Origin of the sequence: Brucella sp. JSBI001 (assembly GCF_026014005.1) — a bacterium.
Classification (GTDB): domain Bacteria; phylum Pseudomonadota; class Alphaproteobacteria; order Rhizobiales; family Rhizobiaceae; genus Brucella; species Brucella anthropi.
On sequence record NZ_CP110339.1, the window covers coordinates 2,855,810 to 2,881,581 of the forward strand.

A 25,772-nucleotide genomic window follows, 5' to 3' on the forward strand; every position below is an offset into this window, starting at 1 on the left:
AAATTGAGAGGACTGGGCTCATCGGAGCACCCGCCTTCCACCGGGTTACATCTTGCATTCAGCTGCGTAATTATCCTTGTAATCGTTGAAGACCGTTTCAACGTAGGACGTGGCGAACTGGCCGTCGTCACGCTTGACAACTTTGGTCAGGTAGAAATTCTGGATCGGAAAGTGGTTGTCGCCAAAGCTGAATTCACCGCGCGGCGAGGTGAATTTCGCGTCTTTCATGGCGGCCCGCAAGGCATCCTTGTCGGCAATATTGCCGTTGACCTGCTTGACGGCCGCATCGATCAGCATGGCGGCGTCATAAGCCTGCACCGCAAAAGTCGCCGGAATGCGCTTGAATTTGGCTTCATAGGCGGCGGCAAATTCCTTGGCTGGTGCGGAATCAAGATCCGGCGCCCAGTTCGAACCGGCGAAGAAGCCAACTGCCGCATCCTGCTGCGCGGGCAGGGTGGTCTCATCCACGGTAAATGCCGAGAGGAACGGGGTGCCTTCAAGACCGGCCTGACGATACTGTTTGACGAAATTTACGCCCATGCCGCCGGGCAGGAAGGCGTAGACGGCGTCAGGCTGTTCGGCTGCGATCTGCGCCAGTTCTGCCGAATAGTCGAGCTGGCCAAGCGGCACATAGATTTCCTGCGCGACTTCGTTCTTGTAGGAGTGCTTGAAACCGGCCAGAGCGTCCTTGCCAGCCTGATAATTCGGGGCGATCAGCACGACGCGCTGGTAGTTCTGCTTTTCGGCATATTTGCCGGAAACTTCATGCATCTGGTCGTTCTGATAGGAGGTGACGAACAGATTGGGGTTGCAATCCTTACCGGCCAGATTGGACGTGCCTGCATTGGTCGAGATCAGAAACGTGCCGGAATCGGTCGCTGGCTTGACGATAGCGTTCAGGACATTGGAGAAGATGGGACCTACGACAAAATCCACCTTGTCGCGCTGGATCATCTGCTGGACCTTGTTGACGCCGATATCCGGCTTCTGCTCATCGTCCTGAATGATGATTTCAGCATCGAGGCCGCCGAGCTTGTTGCCCAGCTTGTCCATGGCAAGCAGAAAACCGTCGCGGGATTGTTCGCCCAGCAAGGCCGCTGGCCCGCTCAGCGTATAGATCAAACCGATCTTGATCTTGCCTTCTTCGGCCTGCGCGGTTCCGTTCAACATGGTTGCGGCGAGCAGCGCGAAGGCCGCTTTCGTCGAAATTTTCATTGTTCCACCTCGATTGCAGCGTTCTGCTTTGTCTTATTTTTCTTTCGCATTATCCGGCGCAAAACCGCTTCACACTTTTGCTGGAAATGCTCTGATACCCGGCAGATGTACTCCCATACTTCTGCCGGGCGGATGCATTATTCTGCTGGAGCGGGCAAAAATTCAACCTCGTGTGCCGGTGCAATGCGAACTATTTCGGCAGGATCACCGACATTGTCGATACGAACGAACAGATCCCAAAGTTTTGCGGTCGGCGAAACCCAGAAAACGCACTTCACTGGCTGCTCGGTCTTGTTGAAAATACCGTGCGACACGTTGCGTGGCAGGCAGACGAGATCGCCAGCTTCGGCAACGGCTTCCTTGCCGTCGAGAAGCAGGTCGAAGCGTCCTTCCAGCACGTAGATGAATTCTTCCTGCGTGGTGTGGATATGTGGCGGAACGAAAGTGCCGGGAGGGAAGGTTGCGTGCCAGGACATGGAGCTTTCGCAGACATGCTTGGGCACATAGGTCTGACCGAGAATATGCCAGACAACACCGTCCACGGAGGAACCGGATTTGGTCACGCCAGCTTGAAGAACAGTCACTCGAATTCCCTTTCATTAGAGCGCACCCCGAAAAGTGTGAAACGGTTTTCGGAAAAGATGCGCGTTAAAAATTATTCCGACGCAGGTTTCAGGCAGAGGCCCGAGACACTCCCCGATTGACTTGCTGTGTTGAAAAGCCAGCCTTTGCGGCATAGCCGCGAACAATGGCTTCGCGCTCGGCAAAGCTGATGACGCCGTCCAGATCGGCAACACCGGATGGAGCGCGGCGTTCAACCTCATCGATGACGCCTTCCGGGCCGCCCAGCCGGTTGAGCCGGACGATTTCCGCCGTCGCGGGCAGCCGGATTGCCTGATAGGCCGCCAGCGCCGCGCGACCGTGCTCCGCAGCGGCAAGATGGTCGGCAAGCGTGCGTGCGTCGATGATCGCTTGGCTCGCGCCGTTCGACCCCACCGGATACATCGGATGGGCGGCGTCGCCGATCAGCGCCACGCGGCCATCCGTCCACCAGCGGGCGGGGTCGCGGTCGCACATCGGATATTCGAAGAATGTATCGGTTGCGCGCACCAAAGCGGCAAGGTCCACGACATTGATGCCGAATTTTTCGACATGGGGCATCAGCTCTTCATGCGTGCCGCGACGGCTCCAGTCCTCGCGCTTCGGCGCAGGCGATCCGTCGGCGCCGGGACGATAGGTGACGACCCAGTTGTTGAGAATCTTGCCGGGCGTGGTGCCCTTGGCTATCGGGTAAAGCACCAGCTTATACGTAAAGCCGCCAGCGACGATCATGGTGCGACCGTCAAGGAACGGATCGCTTTCAACAGCGCCGCGCCACATCATGACGCCGTTCCATTTGAGACCGGCTTCGTTCGGGAACATCTGATGTCGAATGACGGAATGAATACCGTCCGCGCCGATAATGATGTCGGCAGTTGCCGAGGTAATTTTTGAACCTTCGGCAAAATGAACCGTGGCAGAACCCTCGTTCTGGGTGTAGCCCACGCAGCGCTGGTTCGCGATGACGGCATCCGGTCCAAGCCGTTCGATGACGGCATTATAAAGCAGTTTCTGCAAATAGCCGCGATGGATTGAGAACTGAGGCACATCATAGCCTGCATCGATGCCGCGGGGCTCGCGCCAGATTTCCTGACCCTGCCGTGTAGCGTAAATCAGCTCTCGGGTGCGGATGCCGGTGGCGTCCAGCGCGGGCAGAAGGCCGATTTCAGCCAGTTCGCGGATGGCGTGCGGAAGGACATTGATACCAACGCCCAGTTCACGGACTTCCGGTGCTGCTTCGAAAATCTGGCAGTCAATGCCTCGTGCGTGCAGCATCAATGCCATCGTGAGGCCACCGATGCCCCCTCCGACGATAATCGCTTTCATTCGCGGTTCCCTTTTTCGTGGCTGCTCTTTGGCGCCTGGGACCAACGATAAAAGCGGGAACAATGCTGTCTATCACCAAAACGCCATTCCTAACAGGAAACCGCCAGAAACGCGCTTTCGTGCAAAATTTTCGTGGCGCTTGCGCTCTCGCTCCAGCGTGATACTTTAATCTTAAAATAAAATGCTCTCTAAATGAGATACGGGGAATATCGTGATGCCGACTACGAGCTATATGCACAGGCTTTCGCCGTCCATCGATTCGTTCCAGGACACCATGTCGGGTCTCCTCAGGCCTTGCCGCATCTCGAAAAAATCCAGCCGGACCTACCGGACGGAAGTTTCACATGGGCGCATGCGTCCCTTCGGCCTGACTGCGATCCGCATTGGCGGCCATGCCCGCATCGAAGTTGAAGCGCATAACGACATGACTTTGTTGCAGGTTCCGTTGCAGGGCATCTTCGTCTCGCGCGACCGGCGCGGTGACGAGCTGTTGTATCAGTCCGGCATGAATGCGCAGCTGGTCGACGCGCATTCGGCGATTGATCTCGAATTTCACCCTTCCACGCGCATGCTGATCTTCAGCCTGAACGATGCCCAGATCGATATTCTGGGGGGCAAGGAATTTATCGAGCAGTTTACCCATAACAAGCGCGTCGTATCCTTCGATACTCTGGTGGGGCATGCCTTCTATCAGCTGGCGCATTTCGTCATAAACGAAATCGAGAAGGATAAGGAAGCATTTTTCCATGGCGGTCTGTCGGAGCGTCTCGAAGACAGCCTGATGGCATCGCTTGCAGCGGCGCTCGACACGCAGCCGCGCGCAAGGCCGCTGACGAGTGCGGTTCCGAGCTATGTCCAGCGTGCTGAAAAATTCATGCTCGACAATCTCGACAAGCAGCTGACCTTGCAGGAGCTTGTCGATGCAACGGGCACCAGCGCACGTACCTTGCACCGCACATTTCGCAGTGTCCGGGGCAACACGCCGCTCGGCGTGTTCAAGAACATGCGGCTGGACAAGGTGCATGCAGAGCTTGTCCGCGGCCACGCCGGGCCGGGGGATATCACGCGTATCGCCATGGCCTGGGCTTTCAATCATATGGGCTTGTTTTCAGCGGATTACCGACAGCGCTTCGGCTATCTCCCATCGGAAACCGTGCGCCGCGCGCAATGATCCTTCGGTAGACCCGCCTCGGGCGGCACCCCGTATATTGAATTTCCGGCTGGACTGTGGTGCTGCACGCCGCCAACCTCAGGCGTGCCTGTGCCGGGAGCAAAGCCCCGGGGCCTGCTCGGCGAGCATATGTTCTTGCAAATCAGAAACACTATCACTGCCGACCGTATAGACGGTAGGACGGCCGGTCGGTTACCTTGGCTCTTGAGATTTGAACCGGAGATGAAGCCTTCATGATCAAGGGTATAGCGCTGCTATTGTTGTTTCAGCTGCTTGGCGAAAGCTTTATCTTCATGAGCGGGCTTCCTATACCGGGCCCCGTTGTGGGGCTCGTGCTTCTGTTCGTTGCCATGCAACTGTGCAAGATATTCGACTGGGGTATCTTTGCCGAAGCAGAAACGGCGGCCGATGGTTTTCTCGGTAATCTCGGCCTGCTTTTTGTCCCGGCGGGGGTCGGAGTGGTGGCTATGTGGAGCCAGATTCAGGGGCAAGCCACGGCAATTCTGGCTATTGTGGTGATCTCGGCAATTCTCACATTGGCGGTGACGGTTTGGACCTTCATTCTTGTGCAACGCTTCATGGGGCGGAGGTAGCGTCATGAAACATCCACTGGAACTATGGGTTTACCTTTCAGCATCACCTTTGCTGTGGCTCACTCTCACATTATGCGCATGGATCGTGGCGACGCATATTTCCGTTCGACTGAAGCGCCATCCATTGGCCAATCCTGTACTGATTTCCATCGTGCTGCTTTCCAGCCTGCTTGTGATTTTTGATGTTCCCTATGGACGATTCTTTGAAGGAGCCCAGTTTATCCACTTCCTGCTCGGTCCAGCCACAGTAGCCATCGCCGTGCCTCTATTCCGCCAATGGCATCAGGTGCGGCAAGCGCTGATCCCAATGGGAGCAGCGCTGGTCGTCGGCTCCTTCTTTGCGGTTCTTTCCATTGTGGTGATGGGTAAATGGGCCAATCTCTCCAATGAAGTGCTGATTTCTTTTCTGCCAAAATCCGCAACTGCCGGGGTTGCCATGGCGATCTCTTCCACACTTGGCGGCACACCGTCGCTAACCGCGGTATTGGTCGTACTTACCGGTATCATCGGCGCACTTGTCGTCACCCCTTTCATGAATGCCATGCGGATAAGGGATTACGCCGCACGTGGATTTGCTGTTGGGCTGACGTCGCACGGTATCGGAACTGCACGTGCTTTCGATGTCGATGAGACGGCTGGGCTCTTCGCCGGGATTGCCATGGCGCTGAACGCTATTGCAACGTCACTCGTTGTGCCGCTGCTCGTCAAATTGTTCCTCAGCTGAAACGCCGACGCGGTATTCCAGCAGGTGGCTGATTGATACTAAAGCGTATTCCGAAAAATGTGGAACGGTTGTCGGAACGAGATGCGTGTTGAAGCAAACCGTTAGAGCTTCTCATAGCCACGCGAGCCGTTTGGCTCGCTGGCTGGCACTACGGCCTGGTGCTATGCAGTTCGGATTACGGTACTCAATGTCCCATAGGTAGGACGGCTGCCTACGCTGAATCGAAACTGCACAGGATGCTACATATTTTCGGGGCGCATCTGGCAGTTGACGGCTGCGCTCCGTTCTCCGTGAAGCGATAACAGCTTCTCAAGCCTGACTCATCAGAAGTGACAAAAATGCCGGGCTATAACCCGGCGTTCTCTTGCAACGTTCCAACCGACAAGCACAGCTCGCTTACCGGAATTGTCGCGGCGGCTTATTTGCCGGATGCCATCGTGTTGTAGCTGGTAATCAGGTTGCGATAATCTGGAATGTGGTTTGCAAACAGCGTACCCAGACCTTCAATATCGTTGCGCCAGTCGCGATGCAGTTCACAATATCTGGTTGTGCTGGACGGTGCCGGGATCGTGCAGCTGCCAACCATGATGATCTGGCGTGACCTTGCCGCAGGCACATTGGTGCCTGTCTTGCCCGAATGGCGCCCGGCCGCGGGCATCGTCCATGCAGTATTTCCATCCAGGCGTGGCCTGCTGCCTTCGGTGCGTACCCTGATCGACTTTCTGGCGCGGGAATGTGCCGTTCAGCGCAAGGCCATCGACGAAACTATTCTTTAGCCAGCGGTAGACGATACGTCGGAGAAGGTCTCTGGGTCGTCATGACCTGTGTTCGCTTGCGGATAAAGCGGCATACTCTTCGACCAAAAAATCGAGAAGCGCGCGCACCGAAGGCAGCAGGCCACGCCGCGAAGGAAAGGCAGCATGGATGATGCCGCTGCGGGGTGCCCAGTCGGGCAGAAGATCAACCAACCGCCCAGCCTTTATATCATCCCGGACAACCATTGTAGGAAACTGGCAAACGCCGATGCCTTGAAGAGCGGCCAGCCGCAGCGCAACCATATCTTCCGTGATCAGCAGCGGTTGATAGGGAATTTCAGCCGTGGTGCCGTTCGGACCAAGCAGGTTCCATTCAAAACTGTTGTGGGATGATCCCCAGGCAAGGCCGGGCATGTCGACGAGGTCGGCGGGGACGGCGTTGCATCCTTCCTTGACGAATACAGGGCTTCCCACCAGTCGTTGCTCGCTTTCCGCCAGCTTGCGGATGACGAGATCGCTATCCTCGAGCGGTGGAAAGCGGACGCGGATAGCGAGATCGAAGCCTTCGCGGATAACATCCACGCGCCGGTTTGTGCTTTCCAGATGTATCTTTACCTTTGGGTATCGCGCCATGAAACGGGCGATCATTTCACCGACCTGGAAATAAATGACCGATGCCGGGCAACTCACCCGCACCGTGCCTTGCGGTTCTGTGCGCATTCTGTCGATCACATCCAGTGCGGCATCGGCCTCAACCATCATCGCCAGACAATGGCGATAAAATTCCTGGCCGATATCCGTCACGGCAAATTGTCGGGTGGTGCGCTGGATAAGCCTGACACCGAGATCATCTTCCAGCAGGGCGATCCGGCGGCTCAGCCTGGAGCGCGGCATATCCAGTTTTCGGGACGCAGCGGAAAAGCCGCCTTGCTCCACGACTTCCACATAAAGCCGCATATCGTTGAGATCAGCCATGGCCGGGCCTTTCATTGTCCTGTTTTCAGGACAGTATAGCCTGAACTTCGATCTACCGGTCAATTTGTTCCAGATTTATTTTGCTCTCAGACAGTCAATTCAGTGTCCGCAAGGCAACGAAATAAATCGGGAAGATCGAGATGAGACAGGTTATCGGCATTTACAGCAGCTCATCGCCCCATTGGGTGGGTGATGGATTTCCGGTTCGCTCCATGGTTTCCCATGCGACAATGGGCGAACACATCAGCCCCTTCTTGCATCTTGATTATGCCGGGCCGGAACAGTTTGCACCCACGGCAACCCCGCGCGGTGTTGGCAGCCATCCCCATCGCGGTTTTGAAACCGTGACCATTGTCTATCAGGGCGAAGTTGAACATCGCGATTCCACTGGAAGCGGAGGCATGATCGGTCCCGGTGATGTACAATGGATGACTGCTGCCGCCGGGATTTTGCACGAGGAGCGCCATTCGAAGGCGTTTACCGAACAGGGAGGCACGCTGGAAATGGTGCAGCTCTGGGTCAACCTGCCTGCCAAGGACAAGTCCGCGCCCGCCACTTACCAGACGGTGCTCGATCGGGATATTCCGACCGTGGCCCTGCCGGATGAAGCTGGAATTGTCCGTGTCATAGCCGGGAACTATGCCGGACATGCCGGACCGGCACGCACCTTCACGCCGATTGATCTATGGGACCTGCGCCTGAAACAGGGCGGAAGCGTTGTGTTTGATCTTCCCGATCAACATACGACCGGCCTGGCAATCTTGCGCGGAACGATCACCGTCAACGGCAACAGATCGGCACGGGATGCGCAATTCGTTCTGCTCGACCGAAAGGGTGGCAGTTTCGAGATTACGGCTGACAGCGACGCAACCGTCCTTCTGCTGAGTGGCGAACCGCTTGGCGAGCCTGTCGCCATGCGTGGCCCTTTCGTTATGAACACAAATGAAGAATTGCAGGATGCTTTCGCGGATTTCCGAACAGGGAAATTCGGCACCATTCCTGCCTGATCCATTCCCCTGGTGTCAGTATGAACCACGGGTATCCCCGGACCGGAAATGCTTTCGGCCCTGAATACGTCCAAGCCTGAAGAAGGAGACAAAAAATGAGCAGCCCAGCTAACTTTAATGGCCAGCGTCCGGTTATCGACCCCAACGACGCTGTCATGCTTCTGATCGATCATCAGAGCGGCCTGTTTCAGACCGTCGCAGACATGCCGATGCCTGTTTTGCGCAATCATGCGACCGCGCTTGCCAAGATGGCCACGCTGACCAAGATGCCGGTCATCACCACGGCATCCGTGCCGCAGGGCCCCAATGGTCCGCTGATCCCCGAGATTCATGAGAACGCCCCTCATGCCAAATATGTAGCGCGCCGCGGCGAGATCAACGCATGGGACAATCCGGATTTCGTTGCTGCCGTGAAGGCCACAGGCCGCAAGACCCTGATCATCGCAGGCACCATCACCAGCGTTTGCATGGCCTTCCCGGCAATCAGTGCCGTTCAGGATGGTTACAAGGTTTTCGCCGTGGTGGACGCATCCGGTACCTATTCCAAGATGGCGCAGGAAATCACGCTCGCTCGTGTTGTTCAGGCCGGTGTCGTGCCGATGGATACGGCTGCGGTGGCTTCGGAACTCCAGAAGACATGGCATCGTGACGATGCGCAGGAATGGGCCAATGTCTACACCAAGATTTTCCCTCCCTACCAGCTTCTCATCGAAAGCTACTTGAAGGCGCAGGAAGTCGAAAAGAACCACGAACAGCTCGATTCACAGCGTGGCTGATTGTGATTGAAATACAAAAGGGCGGCATTACCTGCCGCCCTTCTTCTTGTCCTCAAGTTGATATGAAAACCGCATTGCGCAATGAATGTACGCAATGCGGTTCAATGTTCAGCCTGTCGTGTCATCCCACGGATTTCTCGACAGTGTTTATGCGCAAGGCTTACTTCTGCCAGCTCTTGACCAGTTCATCGTAATTGACCGTAACCGGCTTTTCTTTTTCGTTCTCGATCTTCAGCTGAGGAGCGAGGTTACCCTTGGAAACGGCATCCTTGTTCCAGTACTCGATGTCATGTTCCTCGGCGAGCTTCGGTCCGATGTCGCCCTGTACCCCCGCACGTTCCAGACGCGAGAGAACTTTTTCCTGTTCGGCGCAAAGTGAATCCATCGCTTCCTGTGCCGTTTTTGCACCCGACGATGCATCGCCGATCGCCTGCCACCAGAGCTGAGCCAGCTTTGGATAGTCAGGCACGTTGGTGCCGGTTGGCGACCACTGGACGCGGGCCGGCGACCGATAGAACTCGACCAGACCGCCGAGCTTCGGTGCCCGATCCGTGAAGCTCTGATGATGGATGGACGAGTCGCGGATGAAGGTCAGACCCACATGGCTCTTTTTCACATCGACCGTCTTGGACGTCACGAACTGCGCATAGAGCCAGGCAGCCTTGGCCCGGTCATCCGGGGTGGACTTCATGAGGGTCCAGGAACCCACGTCCTGATAGCCAAGCTTCATGCCGTCCTTCCAGTAGACGCCATGCGGGGAGGGGGCAACACGCCATTTCGGCGTGCCATCCTCGTTCACGACCGGCAGGCCGGGCTTGGCCATATCGGCGGTGAAAGCCGTGTACCAGAAAATCTGCTGGGCGATGTTGCCCTGCGACGGAACCGGGCCGGATTCGGAGAAGGTCATGCCTTGAGCTTCTGCCGGAGCATAGGCCTTGATCCAGTCGAGATATTTCTGGATGGCGTAGACCGAAGCTGGTCCATTGGTATCGCCGCCGCGGGCTACGCATGAGCCGACCGGACGCGACTGGTCATCAACCTTGATACCCCATTCATCGACCGGCAGACCGTTTGGCAGTCCCTTGTCACCGTTGCCAGCCATGGAAAGCCACGCATCGGTAAAGCGCCAGCCGAGAGACGGGTCCTTCTTGCCATAGTCCATATGGCCGTAGACCTTTTTGCCGTCGACATCGCGACCGGTGAAGAACTCGGCGATGTCCTCATAGGCAGACCAGTTGACGGGTACGCCAAGATCGTAGCCGTACTTGGCCTTGAAGTCGGCCTTGTTCTTCTCGTCGTTGAACCAGTCGTAGCGGAACCAGTAGAGGTTTGCGAACTGCTGGTCGGGAAGCTGGTAGAGCTTCTTGTCCGGAGCCGTCGTGAACTTGCTGCCGATGAAATCGTCCAGATCGAGGCCCGGATTGGTGACATCCTTACCTTCATTGGCCATGAAGTCGGTGAGGTTGCGGACCTGCTGATAGCGCCAGTGCGTGCCGATCAGATCGGAGTCGTTGACCCAGCCGTCATAAAGATTCTGGCCGGTCTGCATCTGGGTCTGAATTTTTTCGACGACGTCGCCTTCCTGAATAAGGTCATGCGTGACCTTGATGCCGGTGATGGCTGTAAATGCGGGCGCCAGCACCTTCGATTCATAATCATGGGTGGTCAGCGATTCCGAAACGACCTTGATATCCATGCCCTGGAAAGGCTTGGCCGCATCGATGAACCACTGCATTTCCTTTTCCTGATCGGCGCGCGACAGGGATGAAAGGTCGCCAATTTCCTTGTCGAGAAATTGCTTCGCCTCATCCATTCCCGCTGAAGCTGCCCCTGTCATTGCCAGCACGATAAGTGCTGTAGTCGTCATTAGATGCCGTCGCATGTTGATCCTCCCAAAGCTTGCGAGTGCATTGCATATCGACTTCCGGGCGCGGTTTGTCCCCCGAGCCCATTTTGCGCGGAGCGGAAACCTTCCGCTCCGGATTTCTCACACAAAGCGGAATACGCCGATGGCGTAGACCACTGAAATGGCAAGAGCCCACCAGAGGTTCGGACCAACCAGCCCGAGCCATGCCAGATTGATGAATGCGCTGCCGAGCAGCGAGATAAACAGGCGATCGCCGCGTGTTGTCTCGAAGCGCAGGATACCATTGCGCGGCGAGCCGCCGGGCGAGATATATTCCCACACGCCCATGCCGAGCAGCAGAAATGCTATGGCGCAGAAAAACGCCGCCGTCTGCCAGGTCCAGGCCATCCATGAGAAGTCGGGTATATGAAACATCGTCATACCCTCCCCAGGGCAAAGCCCTTGGCGATGTAATTGCGAACAAACCAGATCACCAACGCACCGGGTATCAGCGTCAGAACACCCGCCGCAGCGAGCAGCCCCCAGTCCATACCGGCAGCAGAAACGGTGCGTGTCATCGTGGCTGCAATGGGTTTCGCGTCTGTCGTCGTGAGCGTGCGGGCGATGAGCAATTCCACCCATGAGAACATGAAGCAGAAGAAGGCTGCCACGCCGATGCCGGATGCGATCAGGGGCATGAAGATCTTCACGAAGAACTTTGGAAACGAATAGCCGTCGATATAGGCTGTCTCGTCGATTTCCTTCGGTACGCCCGACATGAAGCCTTCCAGAATCCACACCGCCAGCGGCACATTGAACAGACAATGCGCCAGTGCGACCGCGATATGTGTATCGATGAGCCCGAATGCCGAATAGAGCTGGAAGAACGGCAGGGCGAACACCGCCGGAGGCGCCATGCGGTTGGTCAGGAGCCAGAAGAACAGGTGTTTGTCGCCCAGAAACCGGTAGCGCGAGAAGGCATAGGCTGCAGGCAGCGCCACCGAAACCGAAATCACCATGTTCATGACCACATAGATGATCGAGTTGATATAACCCGAATACCAGGCGGAGTCGGTGAAGATGGCGCGATAGTTCTGCAATGTTGGCTCATGCGGAAAGAGCGTCAGCGACGTCAGGATTTCCTGATTGGTCTTGAAGCTCATATTGATGAGCCAATAGATCGGTATCAGAAGCAGAACGATGTAGATTGTCGGTATCAGCCAGCCGAACCGCGACCTCTCACGTCTGCTCGATTTTTGTCGGACGGCGTTTGAGACCGGTGCAATTGCAGGTGCACTGCCCACGGAAGTTCCCTGTATGGCGTTCATCTCACACCTCCTGATCGTGACTGGTCATGACGGTGTAGAACACCCATGACAGCAGCAGGATGATGAGGAAGTAGATCAACGACATCGCCGCCGCCGGTCCAAGATCGAACTGACCCAGCGCCATCTTGACCAGATCGATCGACAGAAATGTTGTCGAATTGCCCGGTCCACCGCCAGTCACCACGAAGGGCTCGGTATAGATCATGAAACTGTCCATGAAACGGAGCAGGACGGCGATCAGCAGAACGCGCTTCATCTTCGGCAGCTGGATGTAACGGAACACTGAAAACCGCGAGGCTCCGTCGATCCTGGCTGCCTGATAATAGGCATCCGGAATGGATACGAGACTTGCATAGCACAACAGCACCACGAGGCTGGTCCAGTGCCAGACGTCCATGATGATGATCGTCACCCAGGCGTCGAACGGATCGTTGACGTAGTTGTAGTCCAGCCCCAGCCAGTTGGCGTAATAGCCGAGCAGGCCGATGTCGCTGCGTCCGAAAACCTGCCAGATCGTGCCGACCACGTTCCACGGGATCAGCAGGGGCAATGCCATTGTGACAAGACAGACGGGGACCCAGAAGCCCTTTTTGGGCATGTTGAGCGCAATCAGGATGCCGAGCGGTATCTGGATCGCGAGGACGATGAACGAGAAAATGAGATTGCGCCAGAGCGCATCCCAGAAACGACCGGAGTGAAGAATTTGCTCGAACCAGTCCGTCCCGGCCCAGAAGAACTGGTTGTTGCCGAACGTATCCTGCACCGAATAGTTCACCACCGTCATCAGCGGAATGACGGCGGAAAAGGCGACCAGCACCAGCACCGGCAGGACCAGGAACCAGGCTTTGTTATTCCAGCTTTTTTCCATGGTCAGCCCTCCATTCCCACGCGCCAGGAATCCGCGAATATGCCGATTGCCTTCGGATCGAAGGTCACGCGCGGTTCGGCTGGTATCTCGTCGTCCTCGCCGATCACGACGGCGAGTTTCTGCCCCTCGAAGCCTGCCCGCACGATGCGGTAGCGCCCGATATCCTCGATCTTGTCGATGCGGATTGGCAGGCCTTCGCGACCGAGCCTGACAAATTCCGGCCGGATGCCCAGTTCGATGCTTTTTGCATCGCCAATCTGCGGTATGCCGGGCAGTGGAATGGCCTGCGCGCCGACTGTGGCAGTCTGGCCGTCGATCCGTGCTGGCATGAGGTTCATACCCGGCGAGCCGATGAAATAGCCAACGAATGTATGCTTCGGGCGCTCGAACAGTTCGGCAGGCGTGCCGATCTGCACGATTTCTCCGTTATGCATCACCACGACCTTGTCGGCGAATGTCAGCGCCTCCGTCTGGTCATGTGTGACATAGACCATCGTGAAACCCGATTGGCGGTGCAAGCGTTTCAGCTGCGAGCGCAGCACCCATTTCATATGCGGATCGATAACCGTCAGGGGTTCATCGAACAGGATTGCGTTCACATTCGCGCGTACCAGTCCCCGACCGAGCGAAATCTTCTGTTTCTGATCTGCCGTCAGTCCGCGTGCGCGTCGCCCGGCAATGCCGCCGAGATCGGTCATTTCCAGAATATCCTTGACGCGACGTTCCACTTCCGCTTCCGGCATCCGTCGGTTGCGCAACGGAAAGGCCAGATTGTCGAACACGGTCATCGTGTCGTAGACGACGGGAAACTGAAAGACCTGCGCAATGTTGCGGTCTTCGGTGGCAAGGCCGGTTACGTCCTGCCCGTCGAAAAGGATGCGCCCCTCAGTCGGTTGCAGCAGGCCGGAAATGATGTTGAGCAGGGTTGTCTTGCCGCAACCGGACGGGCCGAGCAGCGCGTAGGCGCTGCCGTCCTCCCACTCGTAATTGACCATGTTGAGAGCGTATTCGCCTGCGGCTTGCGCCTTCGCATTATAAGCGTGGCGGATATGATCGAGAGTGATACGTGCCATCGTCGCCCTCCTATGCCGCCAAACCAACCGTGCGGCCAACCGCGCGGCCAGTTTCATCGAATGCCATCAGGTGTCGCGTGTCGAGGTAGACCTCGATTTCGCGGTCAGGCTCGACGATCTGGATACCGTGCGCCAGCATGACCCAGCGGTCGCCTTCGTAATCGAGATGGATAAAGCTTTCCGATCCTGCGATCTCGGATACCAGCGTGCGGGCCCGAATGGGAACCGTAGCGTTTTCCGCCGGACGGACCAGCAGATGATGTGGCTGAAACGCGATCGTCAGTGGACCGTCGCTTATATCAGCCAATTGGCTTGGTACGGCAATGGCCGGGCGGTCGGCGCGCAGGAAACGATCCCCCGACTTGACCATGCGTGCTGTGTTCAGGGGCGGGTCGGCAAATGTTCGTGCCGTGACGAGGTCGAGCGGGCGGCGATAGACATCGATTGTGCGCCCGAACTGCGTGATGCGGCCTTCTGAAAGTGCCGCCGTATTGCCGCCGAGCAGCAGTGCTTCCGAAGGTTCGGTTGTTGCGTAAACAAAGATCGCACCGGATTCGGCAAAGATGCGCGGCAGCTCTTCACGGAGTTCCTCACGCAGCTTGTAGTCGAGATTGGCCAGCGGTTCATCGAGGAGGACGAGATTGGCCTTTTTCACAATGGCCCGGGCAATCGCAGTGCGCTGTTGCTGTCCGCCGGAGAGGTTAAGCGGTGTGCGGTCCAGATAAGGCGTCAGCTTGAGAAGGTCTGCCGCCTTGCGAACCTCGCTGTCGATCTCCGACTGTGCCTTTCCGGCGATGCGCATCGGCGAAGCAATGTTTTCATAGACCGTCAGAGCCGGGTAATTGATAAACTGCTGGTAGACCATCGCCACATTGCGCTTCTGCACGGGCATGCCTGTAACATCCTGTCCGTCGAACAGGATCGAGCCTTCACTTGGCTTGTCCAGGCCCGCCATGAGGCGCATGAGCGAAGTCTTCCCGGACAAGGTCGGTCCGAGCAGCACATTCAGGCTCCCGCGAGGCAGTACCAGACTTGTCGGATGGATATGGGTGGCTCCACCAACCGTCTTCGAGATATTTCGCAATTCCAGCATATGTCCCGAGGCCTCCTCCAACCGTCGGAATTATTGCGCTTATTGGCAATTCCTCTCAATATGAACTTCCAGGGACTGTGCCTTATCCCTTATGAGCAATCCGTGTTCTGCGATCCGCTTCCACACTTTCTCAGGAAACATGCAAGTTCCAACGACAGTCCGAGCACTGTTAACAGGATGTTTCCCAACGGATTTCATCCAGCTTAACACAACACCGAACCCGGCGCTCAATGAGCGCGAGCCAGCAGATGCGGCAGCGCGACCGTGATCTTTAACGCTTGAACAAACTCGGTTTGGATGACTTCGACAAACACGCAGCTTGTCGCTTTGGCGATGGTGCCGAACACCGTTATCGCCACTGTCCGAGAAGAGGGCATGCGCACTCGTAACTGACATGTTCCTCCCCCTGTTCACACGTTCGGCCATTGCGAGTGTGAAAGCCAAACAATGAAAATCGAAAACAAAAAGAAAGTCAAATGAAGATAATTGTTTCACTTGCGAAATGTGGGCGGACCCTCGCGAGCCATGTGAAATGGTGGCTGTCGGTATAGCCGCGGTCCGCGCAGAGGGGTTTCCTGCAGCGGATCCATATAAGCTCAAGTTACCCGCACGGAACCCGAAGGGTGCATTACACCCAAACAGATGTAGACAAATTACCGGCTCTTCTTTTGCGTCATTTGACGGCACAATAGCCATGGAGCCGAATATTTCTCAACACCATTGGGAATTGGGCGCCGGCGAGGAGAAATGGTGATGAATGAACTACGTCCCATATCCAACGAGACCCTCACTGCAGGTGGTGTTCAAGGTACGTCTTTGACTACCGCAGCCGGACACCTGGCGCTCGTGCCGACATGGCTCCCTTTCGGTGTCGCTTCAGGCACAACCGGCAATTCCGCCGGAAGCGGTGGAATGGGACTGAGCGTCGGTGTGATAAGCAGCGACGCATCCGCTGTGTTCGTTCCGTCCAATACGGCAGTTGCCGGTCCGGGAGCCGGGGCGGGCGCGGACCAGTTCAACAATGCATTGATTAATCAGCATGTCGTTGAAATGGCTGGAATGGGTGGAGACGGCGGAAACGGCAACGCCGTGATCGGAGGTACAGAAGGCGCGACCTCCAATCATGCAGGAAGCGGTGGCGACGGGGTTTTCTTCGGGGGACTTGTCAGCTCTGACGTCGCGGTTTTTGCTCCCGTCAATGCTGCGGTTGCAGGCGGATCCAATTCCGTAGCGTCTGCCAACCAGACCAACAACGCTGCCTTCCTGCAAGGCGCGGACCAGATGGCGGGTATTGGAGGCTCGGGTGGAGACCATAATGCCGCCGGGTCCGTTTCAGCCTCTCCGATACATACAGACGCTGGAAATTCCTATTATTTCACCGGTGATAATTATGCAGGTCATGGTGGTGCGGGTGTTTTTGCCGGCACCATGATCGATGTGAACGTGGCGATCTTCTCCCCCATCAATATCGCTGTCGCTGCCGCTGGCGGCAATGCAGAGGCGCACCAGACAAACAACGTGATTTTCGATCAGGGCGGCACGCAGATTGCCGGGATCGGCGGTAATGGCGGCGGCTTCAACATGGCCTCGGACACAATTTTCACCGGCAATACAGCTGCAGGAAGCGGTGGTGACGGTGTTTCCCTGGGCAGTATGGTGGACGTGAATATCGGGTATTTCCACCCGATCAATATTGCAGTTCCCGCTGGCGGAACCGCTGATGCCCAGCAGATAGACCATCTGCTTGTCGATCAGCATGCTTTACAGATTGCCGGTATCGGTGGTTCAGGCGGCTACGATAATCTGACCGACACAAGCCATGATGCGCTTCTTGCAAACGACATTCTTGGCCTTCTTCACGCTTGATACATTCCGGTCTGGCCCACCCTAAAGTAGGTACCCGAATTTCTAGCTAGTCCCGTAACATCAACACGCGCACTCTTTGGAACGCGGTCGGTAACGCGATTTTGCCAATCTCTTATCTGGGAATGCCGACCACCAAGACTGATGTTCAATCCGAAACAGGGCTGGGGCTCAACAGGGAGGAATTAAACAATGCCTATTCCGAGAGTTTCCGACACAATCCATCTCAGTGACGTTTATGCAGGCGACGCTAATGCCGGTAACGGTGCTGATGGCTATAATTTTGGGAATATCAATTACAATCCAAGTGCAGTCGTGGCCAATACGCAAAACGTAACAGGCGCAGCCGTTGATGTGCATAGTGGCGATTCCCCGTGGTTAAACGCCAGCTGGGACGCAGGCCATGCCGGAGATGGCGGCGGAGCCGATGCAGCGAATGGCTTTCTCGCCAACATCACCAACAATGGTGCTGGCGGTGCTGGCGGCGACGCGAATTCCAACGGCAGTCTGGGTTCTTCGAGCGGCGGCAATGTAGCAGCCGGTCAGGCGGACACCAGTGCCGTTCAATATACCGAACTTCTGGCCGACCAGCACGCAACGATCCTTGCAGGGGTCGGTGGCAACGGCGGCGATGGGAACATGGCTCGCGGCGGTGATATTTCCTCTGCGCTCGTGCACTCCAATCCGGAAACGACGACCACAACAACCACTACGACGACCAACGATATAGCGAACTTTATCGACAGCTTTAACGACAATTTTCACGATATCGATCTGAGCCACTTGCCGCTGTGATCGGCGATTGGCTTTTGCTGGGTAGTCGAGAAATCCGACTTGGGAGCGACGGTTGAAATCGTTGCTCCCCATTTTACCCGGAATTGCCGATACGCTGACATTGCCTCACAGGCCAATGGGTATTGTGAACCTACGATAACAATGGAGATCTCGACGGAGACGACACATGACAGCGGCATTTACGCAAGCGCGCTATACGGTGACCCCATTGGTCGCTGCCTTGCGTCGGTGTGCCGGTGCCTTCGGTTTGGTCTTCGCCTATAGTTGCGGCTACAATATTTTTCTGCTTGCTCCCTCCCTCTATCTTCTTCAGATTTATGATCGTGTTCTGTCGAGCCGCAGTGTTGATACTTTGCTGATGCTGACGATCATCATCGCGATAGCCGTTATTGTCGGGTCTCTGCTCGATATCGTACGCCGCGCCGCACTTTCCCGGATTGGCAGCTGGCTCGACCGTCAACTACGTCCTGTCGTCATGAATGCATCATTTGAATATGCGGCGCGCACTGATGCCGGAACAGCCGCTGAAAATTATCGTGACCTTTCCGTTTTGCGTCAGTTTCTGGATTCCCCATCATGTGCGCTATTGTTCGATATTCCCTGGGCCCCAGTTTTTCTTGTGCTGCTTTTTCTGGTTCATCCGCTCCTCGGGTTTATCGGCTTGAGCAGTGCATTGTGTCTGCTGCTTTTGGCCTTGTTGAATGAATTCACGACGCGCGAATTGAATGAACAGGCAAATATTGCGCAGGCACGAAGCTATTCCCGCTTCACAATGGCTCTCAAATATATCGGTGTAATCCGCGCGATGGGGATGCAACATGGCGCAGCTCACCTCATTTACCGGGATGCCGAGGCTGTCAGAGCGGCTCAGGACGGTGTGGCACGTCGAACAGAGGTACTTCAGGCATTCTCGAAATCGGTGCGTGCGTTGACGCAAATTTTGATGATGGGAGCCGCGACATGGCTCGTCCTCCAGAACAACAGCAACCCCGGAATTATTTTTGTCGCCAGTCTGTTGCTGGGGCGTGGACTGGCACCTGTAGAAGGCGCCATAGGCGCGTGGCGGGCACTGGCTTTCGTGCGCGGCGCATTCAACCGCCTGAACAAGATGCTCACTCTGGTTGCACCCGGAGACAACAAGCGAACCATTCTGCTACCGGAGCCCAAAGGCCAGCTCGTTCTCGACAATGTCGGCTATCGGTTCCCCTCATCGGATCGGTTCATTCTGCGAGGCGTATCGTTTCAGGTTGCTCCTGGCGATTGTGTTGCCTTGATTGGCCCTTCTGGATCGGGAAAATCCACTCTCGGACGAATTCTGGCCGGCGTTTCACGGCCCACGTGTGGGTGTGCTCTTCTGGGTGGCATTGATATTTCACTGCTTCGCCATTGCGACAATGCCCGCCATATCGGCTATCTCCCACAGGATATCGAACTCTTCGGCGGTGCGATCAAAGACGTCATCGGTCGGCTCGACAGCTCGGATCCGCGTAAGGTTATCGAAGCTGCCAAGCTCGTCGGACTGCATGAGACGATCATGCGATTGCCGCAGGGATACGAAACCGATATCGGCGAAGGTGGCGCCTTGCTTCTGCGGGCGCAACGCCAGCAATTGGGACTGGCGCGCGCAGCCTATGGCAACCCTCCTCTCGTGGTCCTTGATGATCCGAATTCCAGTCTCGACTATGAGGGTGAGCGGCTGTTGTTCGACGCCATAGAGCGCATGAAGTGCAGGCAAATTACAATTGTGATCATCACGCATCGAATGGGCATTCTGCCCGTGACCGACAAAATCGCTGTGATGCGCGACGGTATGGTGAGCGCTTTTGGAGATAGCGAGAAAATCTTCGATGCTTTCCTTCGCGTCCCCGCGAAAACTGGACCGTAAGGGATGCCTCGTCATGACCCTCGTTCCCATCGAACTCCCGGTGAAGGTAGCAAATGCGTTGAAGTATTCGCTGCTGCTGGCTCATTTGCGGGCAATACAGCTGAAGCTCCCGTCTTTCCCGCTGTTGCTGCCTGGGAAAAACACTTTGCCAACGCCGCTTACATCACGGCCAAGGCTGCGCGGCGTGGCCTGGACAGGAAACCTGCTCGTATTGATATTCGTTGCAGGCTTCGGAATATGGGCAGTTTTCGCACCGCTTAAAAGTGCGGCGGTCGCTGTGGGTGTTGTCGAAGCGGAATCCAGCCGCAAGACCATTCAGCATCTGGAAGGCGGTATTGTTCAGCAGATCTATGTCCACAATGGCGATTTGGTCTCCAACGGTCAGATTCTGATCAAGCTGGACGATACAAAACCCAGGACGGAGCTGGTTGGCATTCAGGGCCAGCTGTGGGACGCGCAGGCGAGCCGGGCTCGGCTGGTCGCTGAACAGGCGAACGAGATGCAACTTTTGTTTCCACCGGAGCTGGAACAACTCGCGCCGCATAACCCGGCCGTCAACGCCATTGTCGTCGGACAACGAAGAATATTTGAAGCCCGTCGCGACGTCTATCGATCTGAAATTGCCATAACGCACGAGAAAATGGGGCAGGTGAAGGAAGAGATAACCGGATTGGCAGCGCAAAAAATGGCCTTGTCGTCCCGCATCGAGATCACGCGCCAGCAACTGGACATGATAAACCCGCTTGTGAAAAAGGGACTCGAGCGCAAAACGAGCGTATTGAATCTCGCACGCGAGAAAGCTGATCTGGATGGACAGCTGGGAGAGACCATAGCTCAGATGTCCCGCGCTTATCAGGTGATCAATGAAGCACAGGCCAATCTCGTCAAGCTGGAGAGTGATCGCCAAAACGAGATCGCAAAGGAACTGCGCGAGACCGAAAACCAGCTTTTCCTGTTAAGCGAACGATACCGCGCAATCAACGATCAACTGATCCGGACAGATATCAAGGCGCCCGAGAACGGGATTGTCATGGATTTGCGCATTCACACGACGGGCGGCGTTATCGGGGCAGGCGAGCCGTTGCTGGATCTGGTGCCGCAGGATGGCAACATGATCGTGTCAGCGCATGTCCGGCCCGAGGATATCAACCTTGTGCGTCCCGGCTTGAACGCTCAGGTGCATCTTTTGCCCTATGATCAGCGACGCGTGCCTCTTCTGGAAGGACAAGTGACATATGTTTCGGCCGACCGGCTTATCGATAAACAGACCGGGCAGCCCTACTATGCCGCGACGATCCGCGTGACCGACGATGAACTGATGCAGGCCGGAGACGTGGAAATGATCCCCGGAATGCCTGTGCAGGCCCTGATAGAAACCGGGGAAAGCAGCGTCGCACTTTATGCTGTCAGGCCATTGCTGGACAGTTTTCACCGGGCTTTCCGCGAAAACTGAATTATCTGCGCCTATTGAATGGCGCTCCCATTGGCAGTCGCTTTGGCACCAAGCAACAGAACGACTTCAGTTCTGTTCTGAACATGTAGTTTACGCATAATATGCTGCAAGTGCATCTTCACGGTATTGCCGGAAAGATTGAGCTTCTCAGCAATGACCTTGTTTGAATGACCGCGCTGCAACTCAGTCAGAACGTCAACTTCCCGCGGTGTGAAACCGGTAATGGCTGGCTGGCACCAGCTGTAGTTCACACTATCGGTTCCATCGTCGGTCAATTCAGTCGTTGATCTGTCTTTGAAGGAGATCGTTGTTTGAATCGTACTCTGAGCGCCCTGCGGATGCGGACAGAATATGCCTCCCGCGAGCACCAGCCGAATGCCAGCCAGAGCGATCTCTACCGGAAGGGACGACGTAAAGAACCCTCGCACGCCCATTTTAATCGCTTGTGACTCCAGCAGAACATCGTCCTTGTCAGAGAAAAGGGCGATCGACGCCGCTTGAAAGTGGCTCTCAACGGTGAGGAGCTCTTCCCGCAGTGCGGAGCTATCCATCGCTCTGCCTCCCAGATCCAACGCAATAAGAGCTATGTCACGTCTGCTGGCTTTGACCAGTTCTGTTAAAGAGGCCATGCCAACGACATTACAATCGGCAAGTTCGTATTCCAGGAATTTCACGATGGATGTCCGCACGAGCGTATGTTTGGCCACGATGATCATGGTCCGACGTCTGCGCACTGTGCGCCGTATCTTTTCAAACTCGGTTGACACTGCAGGCTCCGTTTCTTCAATCGCCGGAGGTCTTCTCGACAGTTCCGAATGTCCATCGAATCTAGCATTCGATGGAGTAAAGGGATGCTCGCACTGTGTGTGAAGATTGGATACTATCCATACATCCTATCACAGATGATGGTGGGATTACCAAATAATCTTTGGTTTATATTCCGGTGTCATTATTTAATAGAGATTATTCCAGATTAACATATGTTAATGCAAGAAAAGTCGAAAATGACAATCAAGAGTATATTTAAACTTACTTTGAAATACTCCGGTGCCGGAGCGCAGAAGTGAATAGGTGACCGGGAGGCCACCATGGCTCCTCAACAGGATTGGTTCAGCATAGGAAGCGTGGTTGCTCATCATCCCAGGCATATTGGGGTCGAGTGATAGATAGCAGCTGGGCGGCGGAGGGTATTGAAACCGCGCAAAGCCCACAGATCAGGCGCTTTTTCAGCGCATGGGTATATGTGACCCAGGGCAATGTCGGTCATCCAATGAAAAAAGCCCCGGAAAACCGGGGCTGTTTCCTGTAGTGTCTGGGCACTTAGGCCAGTTCACCAGCCAGCGCCTTTTTGATCAGCGCGCGGGTTTCGTCGATGCCGTAAAGCGCGACGAAGGAGCCGAAGCGCGGTCCACGTTCCTGACCGATCAGCACTTCATAGAGCATCTGGAAGAAGGAAACCGAAACGCCGGGACCGCCTTCCGGGCTCTTCTTGGTGTGGTCCTGATAACGCTCAATGGCGCGGGCAACGTCGAGAATGGCATTCTGGATGTCGTTGCCATCGGTGCCGGCAGGCAGCGTTGCGAGCTTCGCATCCAGCGCTTCGAGCGCTGCGCGTTCCACATCGTCCGGCGCGCGGAACTGCTTGGTCGGCTTCACGAAATCGTTGAAGTAACGGATCGCATAGCCGACGAGCGCGTCGAGTTCCGGATTGTTTTCCGGCGTAACGCCCGGCACGTGGCGCGAGATAAAACCCCACAGCACAGCCGGATTTTCGGCATTCGATGCGCTGACCAGATTGAGCATCAGCGCGAAAGTGACTGGCAGGTTCACCTTCGGCGGGTTGCCGTAATGAATGTGCCAGACCGGATTGTTCAGCCGGTCCTTCCATTCCTGACGCTCATAGGCCGAGAGATAGGTGAAATATTCGTCCACCGCCTTCGGGATGACATCGAAGTAAAGCCGCTTGGCGGTCTTCGGCTTCTGAAAATTGTAAAGCGCAAGGCTTTCAGTCGGCGCATAGGCCAGCCATTCATCAATGGAAATGCCGTTGCCCTTGGACTTGGAAATCTTCTGGCCTAGCTCGTCGAGGAACAGTTCGTAGACGAAATGTTCCGGCGCGCGACCGCCGAGGATTTCGCAGATGCGGTCATAAACGCCCGCATTGGTCTGGTGGTCCTTGCCGAACATTTCGAAATCGACGCCGAGCGCTGCCCAGCGCATGCCGAAATCCGGCTTCCATTGCAGCTTCACCTTGCCGCCTGTGACGGATAGCGTGGTTTCAACGCCATCCTCATCGTCGAACGTGATGGTGCCAGCCTTGGCATCCACGCTCTTCATCGGCACGTAAAGCACGCGACCGGACTTCGGCGAGATCGGCAGGAACGGGCTGTAGGTCGCCTGACGCTCTTCGCCGAGCGTCGGCAGCATCACCTTCATGATGTCGTCATAGCGCTCGACAGCCTTGAGAAGCACGGCGTCGAACTTGCCGGACTGGTAATATTCCGTCGCGCTGGCGAATTCATAATCGAAGCCGAAAGTGTCGAGGAAGCGGCACAGCATGGCGTTGTTATGGTCCGCAAAGCTCTTGTAGTCGCCACCGAACGGGTTCGGAACGGCGGAAAGCGGCATCTGCAGATAGGGTTCAAGGGCTGCCTTGTCCGGCACGTTGTCCGGGATCTTGCGCATGCCGTCGAGGTCGTCGGAGAAGCAGATCAGGCGTGTCTTGACCTTGTCTTCGGTGAGGATGCGAAAGGCGTGGCGCACCATCGAGGTGCGCGCCACTTCGCCGAACGTGCCGATATGCGGCAGGCCGGAAGGGCCATAACCGGTCTCGAAAATCACCGTTTCCGGCAGGCCGGTCTTTGCATAGCGCTTGAGGATTTTCTTCGCTTCTTCAAAAGGCCATGCTTTCGCTTCCGCAGCCGCCGCGGTCAGTTCCGGGGTCAGCGTGATTTCGGGAAGGCGGTGCGAGGTCATGGTTTAATCCTGTGAAGAAAGTTTATTCATTGAAAACTTGCGCGCAAGGGAGGCGCATACTGCTCTATGGCGCGGCAACCACTGTCCGTCAACGGTTGCGACCGAATTTCCTTGCGCAACGGGATGCGGCTTCCTAACTTTCAAAACAATTTGGGCCGTTGAAGTTGATTCCGGCTATTGTTGTGCAGGAGTACCCGATGAAAAAGATCACCCAGCAGGATGCACTCGTCTATATTATGATTACGACGTCTGCCGCCGACACCACCATGACCGATGCCGAGCTGGAATCCATCGGCAATGTGGTGACGCGCCTGCCGGTTTTCCGCGGTTTCGATACCGGCCGCCTGCCGCAGATTGCCAATGATTGCTATGCGCTTCTTGCCGATGAAGACGGCCTGGAAAAAATTCTCGACCTTGCCCATGAAGCACTGCCGGAACGTCTCTACGATACGGCGTATGCGCTGGCTGTCGAAGTCGCTGCTGCCGATCTGCATGTGGAGCAGGAAGAACTGGAATTTCTCCAGATGCTGCGTGACCGCTGGACACTGGATGAACTGACCGTTGCCGCCATCGAACGCAGCGCCCGCGTGCGCTTTCGCAAACTTGATCCTGTTGTTTAGAGCCTGTTCCAAAAGCCATCCTGTGTGGCTGCAAATGGCAATTTGTCTGCGTTCCGGCGCTCATGTAGCTTTCTCTGGTGCATAGTCTTATCCGAAAAGTCTGCAACTTTTGGGGACCATGCTCAAAAGTACACTGCGCTCCGGTACTCGAAAATCACCATTTTCGCACACACATGCAGCTTTTTGATTCAGGCTCTTAAGCGCTGGTGGCTGCATAGGCTCGGCTTCCTTCATCCAGAACTGTCGAACCTCATCCTGAGCTTGTCGAAGGATCAGCAGTTGAATGCAAAACGGGCGGAAAATCCGCCCGTTTCCTTTATGGTTTCAGGAAATCAGCACACGACCGGGAGCCGTCGTGCCTTGCGCCCTTCCAGAGCGGCACGCATGATGCGGGCAGCTTCTGCAAATGTGGGCGTTTCCTTCCAGTGTTCAGCATGGATGATGCCGGTCGGAACGATATCCCTCAGCGCTTCCAGCGTGTGGCGCGGCACCATGTCGGTGCAGTTCCACAGGCGGCGGAAGATGACACTGATCCGTGTGACCTTGCCGTTGACCTGAACGGACGGTTCGGTCGTTTCCAGAGCCCAATCTTCATAGGCATCGACCGCATCCTGGAATGCATGATGCAGATAGATCGGTGCGTGACCGTCATGAAGCGGGGGCAGCAAACTAGACATTTCTGTTTCCTCTCTTCCAATGGGTTCAGCTTTCAGGGGGCATTTGCCGCCAGATGAATGAAATGGGGCGTACAAATGCATTCAAATAAGAGCCATGAATTGCTCTTCAGTGGTCTATGCGTGCCGTGTCGAAATGAAGCTCACGAAATACGA

Annotated in this window: 24 protein-coding genes and 1 pseudogene; 11 read left to right on the plus strand and 14 right to left on the minus strand. The window is 56.0% G+C overall.

Translation table 11 applies throughout. The features are described from left to right. Positions 1-45 precede the first annotated feature (45 nt). The 3 genes from LJ361_RS13515 to LJ361_RS13525 all read right to left on the minus strand — a co-directional run bounded on the left by LJ361_RS13515 (position 46) and on the right by LJ361_RS13525 (position 3,141). The gene (locus tag LJ361_RS13515) at positions 46-1,215 is read right to left on the minus strand and encodes an ABC transporter substrate-binding protein (protein WP_010659179.1); all 1,170 of its coding nucleotides are present in this window, start codon (positions 1,213-1,215) and stop codon (positions 46-48) included. A gap of 137 nt (positions 1,216-1,352) precedes the next feature. Then, on the minus strand, positions 1,353-1,799 hold the full coding sequence (locus tag LJ361_RS13520) for a cupin domain-containing protein (protein WP_010659178.1): 447 nt from the start codon (positions 1,797-1,799) through the stop codon (positions 1,353-1,355). 88 nt (positions 1,800-1,887) lie between these two features. Beyond that, the gene (locus LJ361_RS13525) at positions 1,888-3,141 is read right to left on the minus strand and encodes a flavin-dependent oxidoreductase (protein ID WP_010659177.1); all 1,254 of its coding nucleotides are present in this window, start codon (positions 3,139-3,141) and stop codon (positions 1,888-1,890) included. A 214-nt stretch (positions 3,142-3,355) separates the two neighbouring features. Here LJ361_RS13525 and LJ361_RS13530 point away from each other — a divergent pair, with 214 nt between their 5' ends. The 3 genes from LJ361_RS13530 to LJ361_RS13540 all read left to right on the plus strand — a co-directional run bounded on the left by LJ361_RS13530 (position 3,356) and on the right by LJ361_RS13540 (position 5,629). Beyond that, complete coding sequence (locus LJ361_RS13530) at positions 3,356-4,312, plus strand: AraC family transcriptional regulator (RefSeq protein ID WP_264813603.1); 957 nt, start codon at positions 3,356-3,358, stop codon at positions 4,310-4,312. 233 nt (positions 4,313-4,545) lie between these two features. Further along, entirely contained in the window at positions 4,546-4,905 is a 360-nt protein-coding gene (locus LJ361_RS13535; protein ID WP_010659175.1) for a CidA/LrgA family protein, read from the plus strand. A 4-nt stretch (positions 4,906-4,909) separates the two neighbouring features. Beyond that, the gene (locus tag LJ361_RS13540) at positions 4,910-5,629 is read left to right on the plus strand and encodes an LrgB family protein (RefSeq protein WP_012093330.1); all 720 of its coding nucleotides are present in this window, start codon (positions 4,910-4,912) and stop codon (positions 5,627-5,629) included. 418 nt (positions 5,630-6,047) lie between these two features. Here LJ361_RS13540 and LJ361_RS13545 read toward each other — a convergent pair. Continuing rightward, positions 6,048-6,167: pseudogene (locus LJ361_RS13545) on the minus strand (isochorismatase); the annotation flags it as partial. On the opposite strand from LJ361_RS13545, the gene LJ361_RS13550 reads away from it, so the two are divergent. Beyond that, positions 6,142-6,405 (plus strand): LysR substrate-binding domain-containing protein, encoded by a 264-nt coding sequence (locus LJ361_RS13550; RefSeq protein ID WP_235691746.1) that lies wholly within the window; start codon positions 6,142-6,144, stop codon positions 6,403-6,405. The pseudogene LJ361_RS13545 and the gene LJ361_RS13550 overlap by 26 nt on opposite strands. Positions 6,406-6,444: 39 nt before the next feature. Here LJ361_RS13550 and LJ361_RS13555 read toward each other — a convergent pair whose 3' ends face one another. Continuing rightward, positions 6,445-7,359 carry a LysR family transcriptional regulator gene (locus LJ361_RS13555; protein ID WP_029376006.1) on the minus strand — a complete coding sequence of 305 codons (915 nt, stop codon included), beginning with the start codon at positions 7,357-7,359 and terminating at the stop codon, positions 6,445-6,447. Between the two features lie 140 nt (positions 7,360-7,499). Here LJ361_RS13555 and LJ361_RS13560 point away from each other — a divergent pair, with 140 nt between their 5' ends. Further along, positions 7,500-8,366: a pirin family protein gene (locus LJ361_RS13560; RefSeq protein WP_010659170.1), complete on the plus strand. Its 867-nt coding sequence runs from the start codon at positions 7,500-7,502 to the stop codon at positions 8,364-8,366. A gap of 95 nt (positions 8,367-8,461) precedes the next feature. After that, positions 8,462-9,142: a hydrolase gene (locus LJ361_RS13565; RefSeq protein ID WP_010659169.1), complete on the plus strand. Its 681-nt coding sequence runs from the start codon at positions 8,462-8,464 to the stop codon at positions 9,140-9,142. Between the two features lie 160 nt (positions 9,143-9,302). Here the strand turns inward: LJ361_RS13565 and LJ361_RS13570 are convergent, their stop codons facing one another. The 6 genes from LJ361_RS13570 to LJ361_RS13595 all read right to left on the minus strand — a co-directional run bounded on the left by LJ361_RS13570 (position 9,303) and on the right by LJ361_RS13595 (position 15,350). Beyond that, positions 9,303-11,024, minus strand: a complete 1,722-nt coding sequence (locus tag LJ361_RS13570; protein WP_010659168.1) for an ABC transporter substrate-binding protein — start codon at positions 11,022-11,024, stop codon at positions 9,303-9,305. A 105-nt stretch (positions 11,025-11,129) separates the two neighbouring features. Further along, positions 11,130-11,423, minus strand: coding sequence for a DUF2160 domain-containing protein (locus tag LJ361_RS13575; RefSeq protein ID WP_029376005.1), 294 nt, complete (start codon positions 11,421-11,423; stop codon positions 11,130-11,132). A gap of 2 nt (positions 11,424-11,425) precedes the next feature. After that, positions 11,426-12,316 carry a carbohydrate ABC transporter permease gene (locus tag LJ361_RS13580; RefSeq protein WP_010659166.1) on the minus strand — a complete coding sequence of 297 codons (891 nt, stop codon included), beginning with the start codon at positions 12,314-12,316 and terminating at the stop codon, positions 11,426-11,428. 1 nt (position 12,317) lies between these two features. After that, positions 12,318-13,184 carry a carbohydrate ABC transporter permease gene (locus tag LJ361_RS13585; protein WP_010659165.1) on the minus strand — a complete coding sequence of 289 codons (867 nt, stop codon included), beginning with the start codon at positions 13,182-13,184 and terminating at the stop codon, positions 12,318-12,320. 2 nt (positions 13,185-13,186) lie between these two features. Then, complete coding sequence (locus tag LJ361_RS13590; RefSeq protein WP_029926706.1) at positions 13,187-14,257, minus strand: ABC transporter ATP-binding protein; 1,071 nt, start codon at positions 14,255-14,257, stop codon at positions 13,187-13,189. 10 nt (positions 14,258-14,267) lie between these two features. Beyond that, positions 14,268-15,350 (minus strand): ABC transporter ATP-binding protein, encoded by a 1,083-nt coding sequence (locus LJ361_RS13595; RefSeq protein WP_010659163.1) that lies wholly within the window; start codon positions 15,348-15,350, stop codon positions 14,268-14,270. 753 nt (positions 15,351-16,103) lie between these two features. On the opposite strand from LJ361_RS13595, the gene LJ361_RS13600 reads away from it, so the two are divergent. From LJ361_RS13600 to LJ361_RS13615, 4 genes are all read left to right on the plus strand, one after another. Beyond that, a complete protein-coding gene (locus LJ361_RS13600; RefSeq protein ID WP_151615236.1) occupies positions 16,104-17,216 on the plus strand; it encodes a hypothetical protein in 1,113 nt (370 codons plus the stop codon). Between the two features lie 189 nt (positions 17,217-17,405). Next, positions 17,406-18,008 (plus strand): hypothetical protein, encoded by a 603-nt coding sequence (locus tag LJ361_RS13605; protein WP_029926710.1) that lies wholly within the window; start codon positions 17,406-17,408, stop codon positions 18,006-18,008. 166 nt (positions 18,009-18,174) lie between these two features. Then, entirely contained in the window at positions 18,175-19,893 is a 1,719-nt protein-coding gene (locus tag LJ361_RS13610) for a type I secretion system permease/ATPase (protein WP_052174248.1), read from the plus strand. Positions 19,894-19,906: 13 nt separating this feature from the next. Then, positions 19,907-21,346: an HlyD family type I secretion periplasmic adaptor subunit gene (locus LJ361_RS13615; protein ID WP_010659160.1), complete on the plus strand. Its 1,440-nt coding sequence runs from the start codon at positions 19,907-19,909 to the stop codon at positions 21,344-21,346. Between the two features lie 11 nt (positions 21,347-21,357). Here LJ361_RS13615 and LJ361_RS13620 read toward each other — a convergent pair whose 3' ends face one another. Then, the gene (locus tag LJ361_RS13620; protein WP_051517835.1) at positions 21,358-22,062 is read right to left on the minus strand and encodes a LuxR C-terminal-related transcriptional regulator; all 705 of its coding nucleotides are present in this window, start codon (positions 22,060-22,062) and stop codon (positions 21,358-21,360) included. A gap of 604 nt (positions 22,063-22,666) precedes the next feature. Beyond that, positions 22,667-24,322, minus strand: a complete 1,656-nt coding sequence (locus LJ361_RS13625) for a lysine--tRNA ligase (RefSeq protein WP_010659158.1) — start codon at positions 24,320-24,322, stop codon at positions 22,667-22,669. Between the two features lie 197 nt (positions 24,323-24,519). Between LJ361_RS13625 and LJ361_RS13630 the strand changes: the two genes are divergently transcribed. Continuing rightward, positions 24,520-24,942 carry a tellurite resistance TerB family protein gene (locus tag LJ361_RS13630; RefSeq protein ID WP_010659157.1) on the plus strand — a complete coding sequence of 141 codons (423 nt, stop codon included), beginning with the start codon at positions 24,520-24,522 and terminating at the stop codon, positions 24,940-24,942. 332 nt (positions 24,943-25,274) lie between these two features. On the opposite strand, the gene LJ361_RS13635 is transcribed toward LJ361_RS13630, so the two are convergent. Beyond that, positions 25,275-25,619 carry a hypothetical protein gene (locus LJ361_RS13635; RefSeq protein ID WP_010659156.1) on the minus strand — a complete coding sequence of 115 codons (345 nt, stop codon included), beginning with the start codon at positions 25,617-25,619 and terminating at the stop codon, positions 25,275-25,277. Positions 25,620-25,772: the final 153 nt, after the last annotated feature.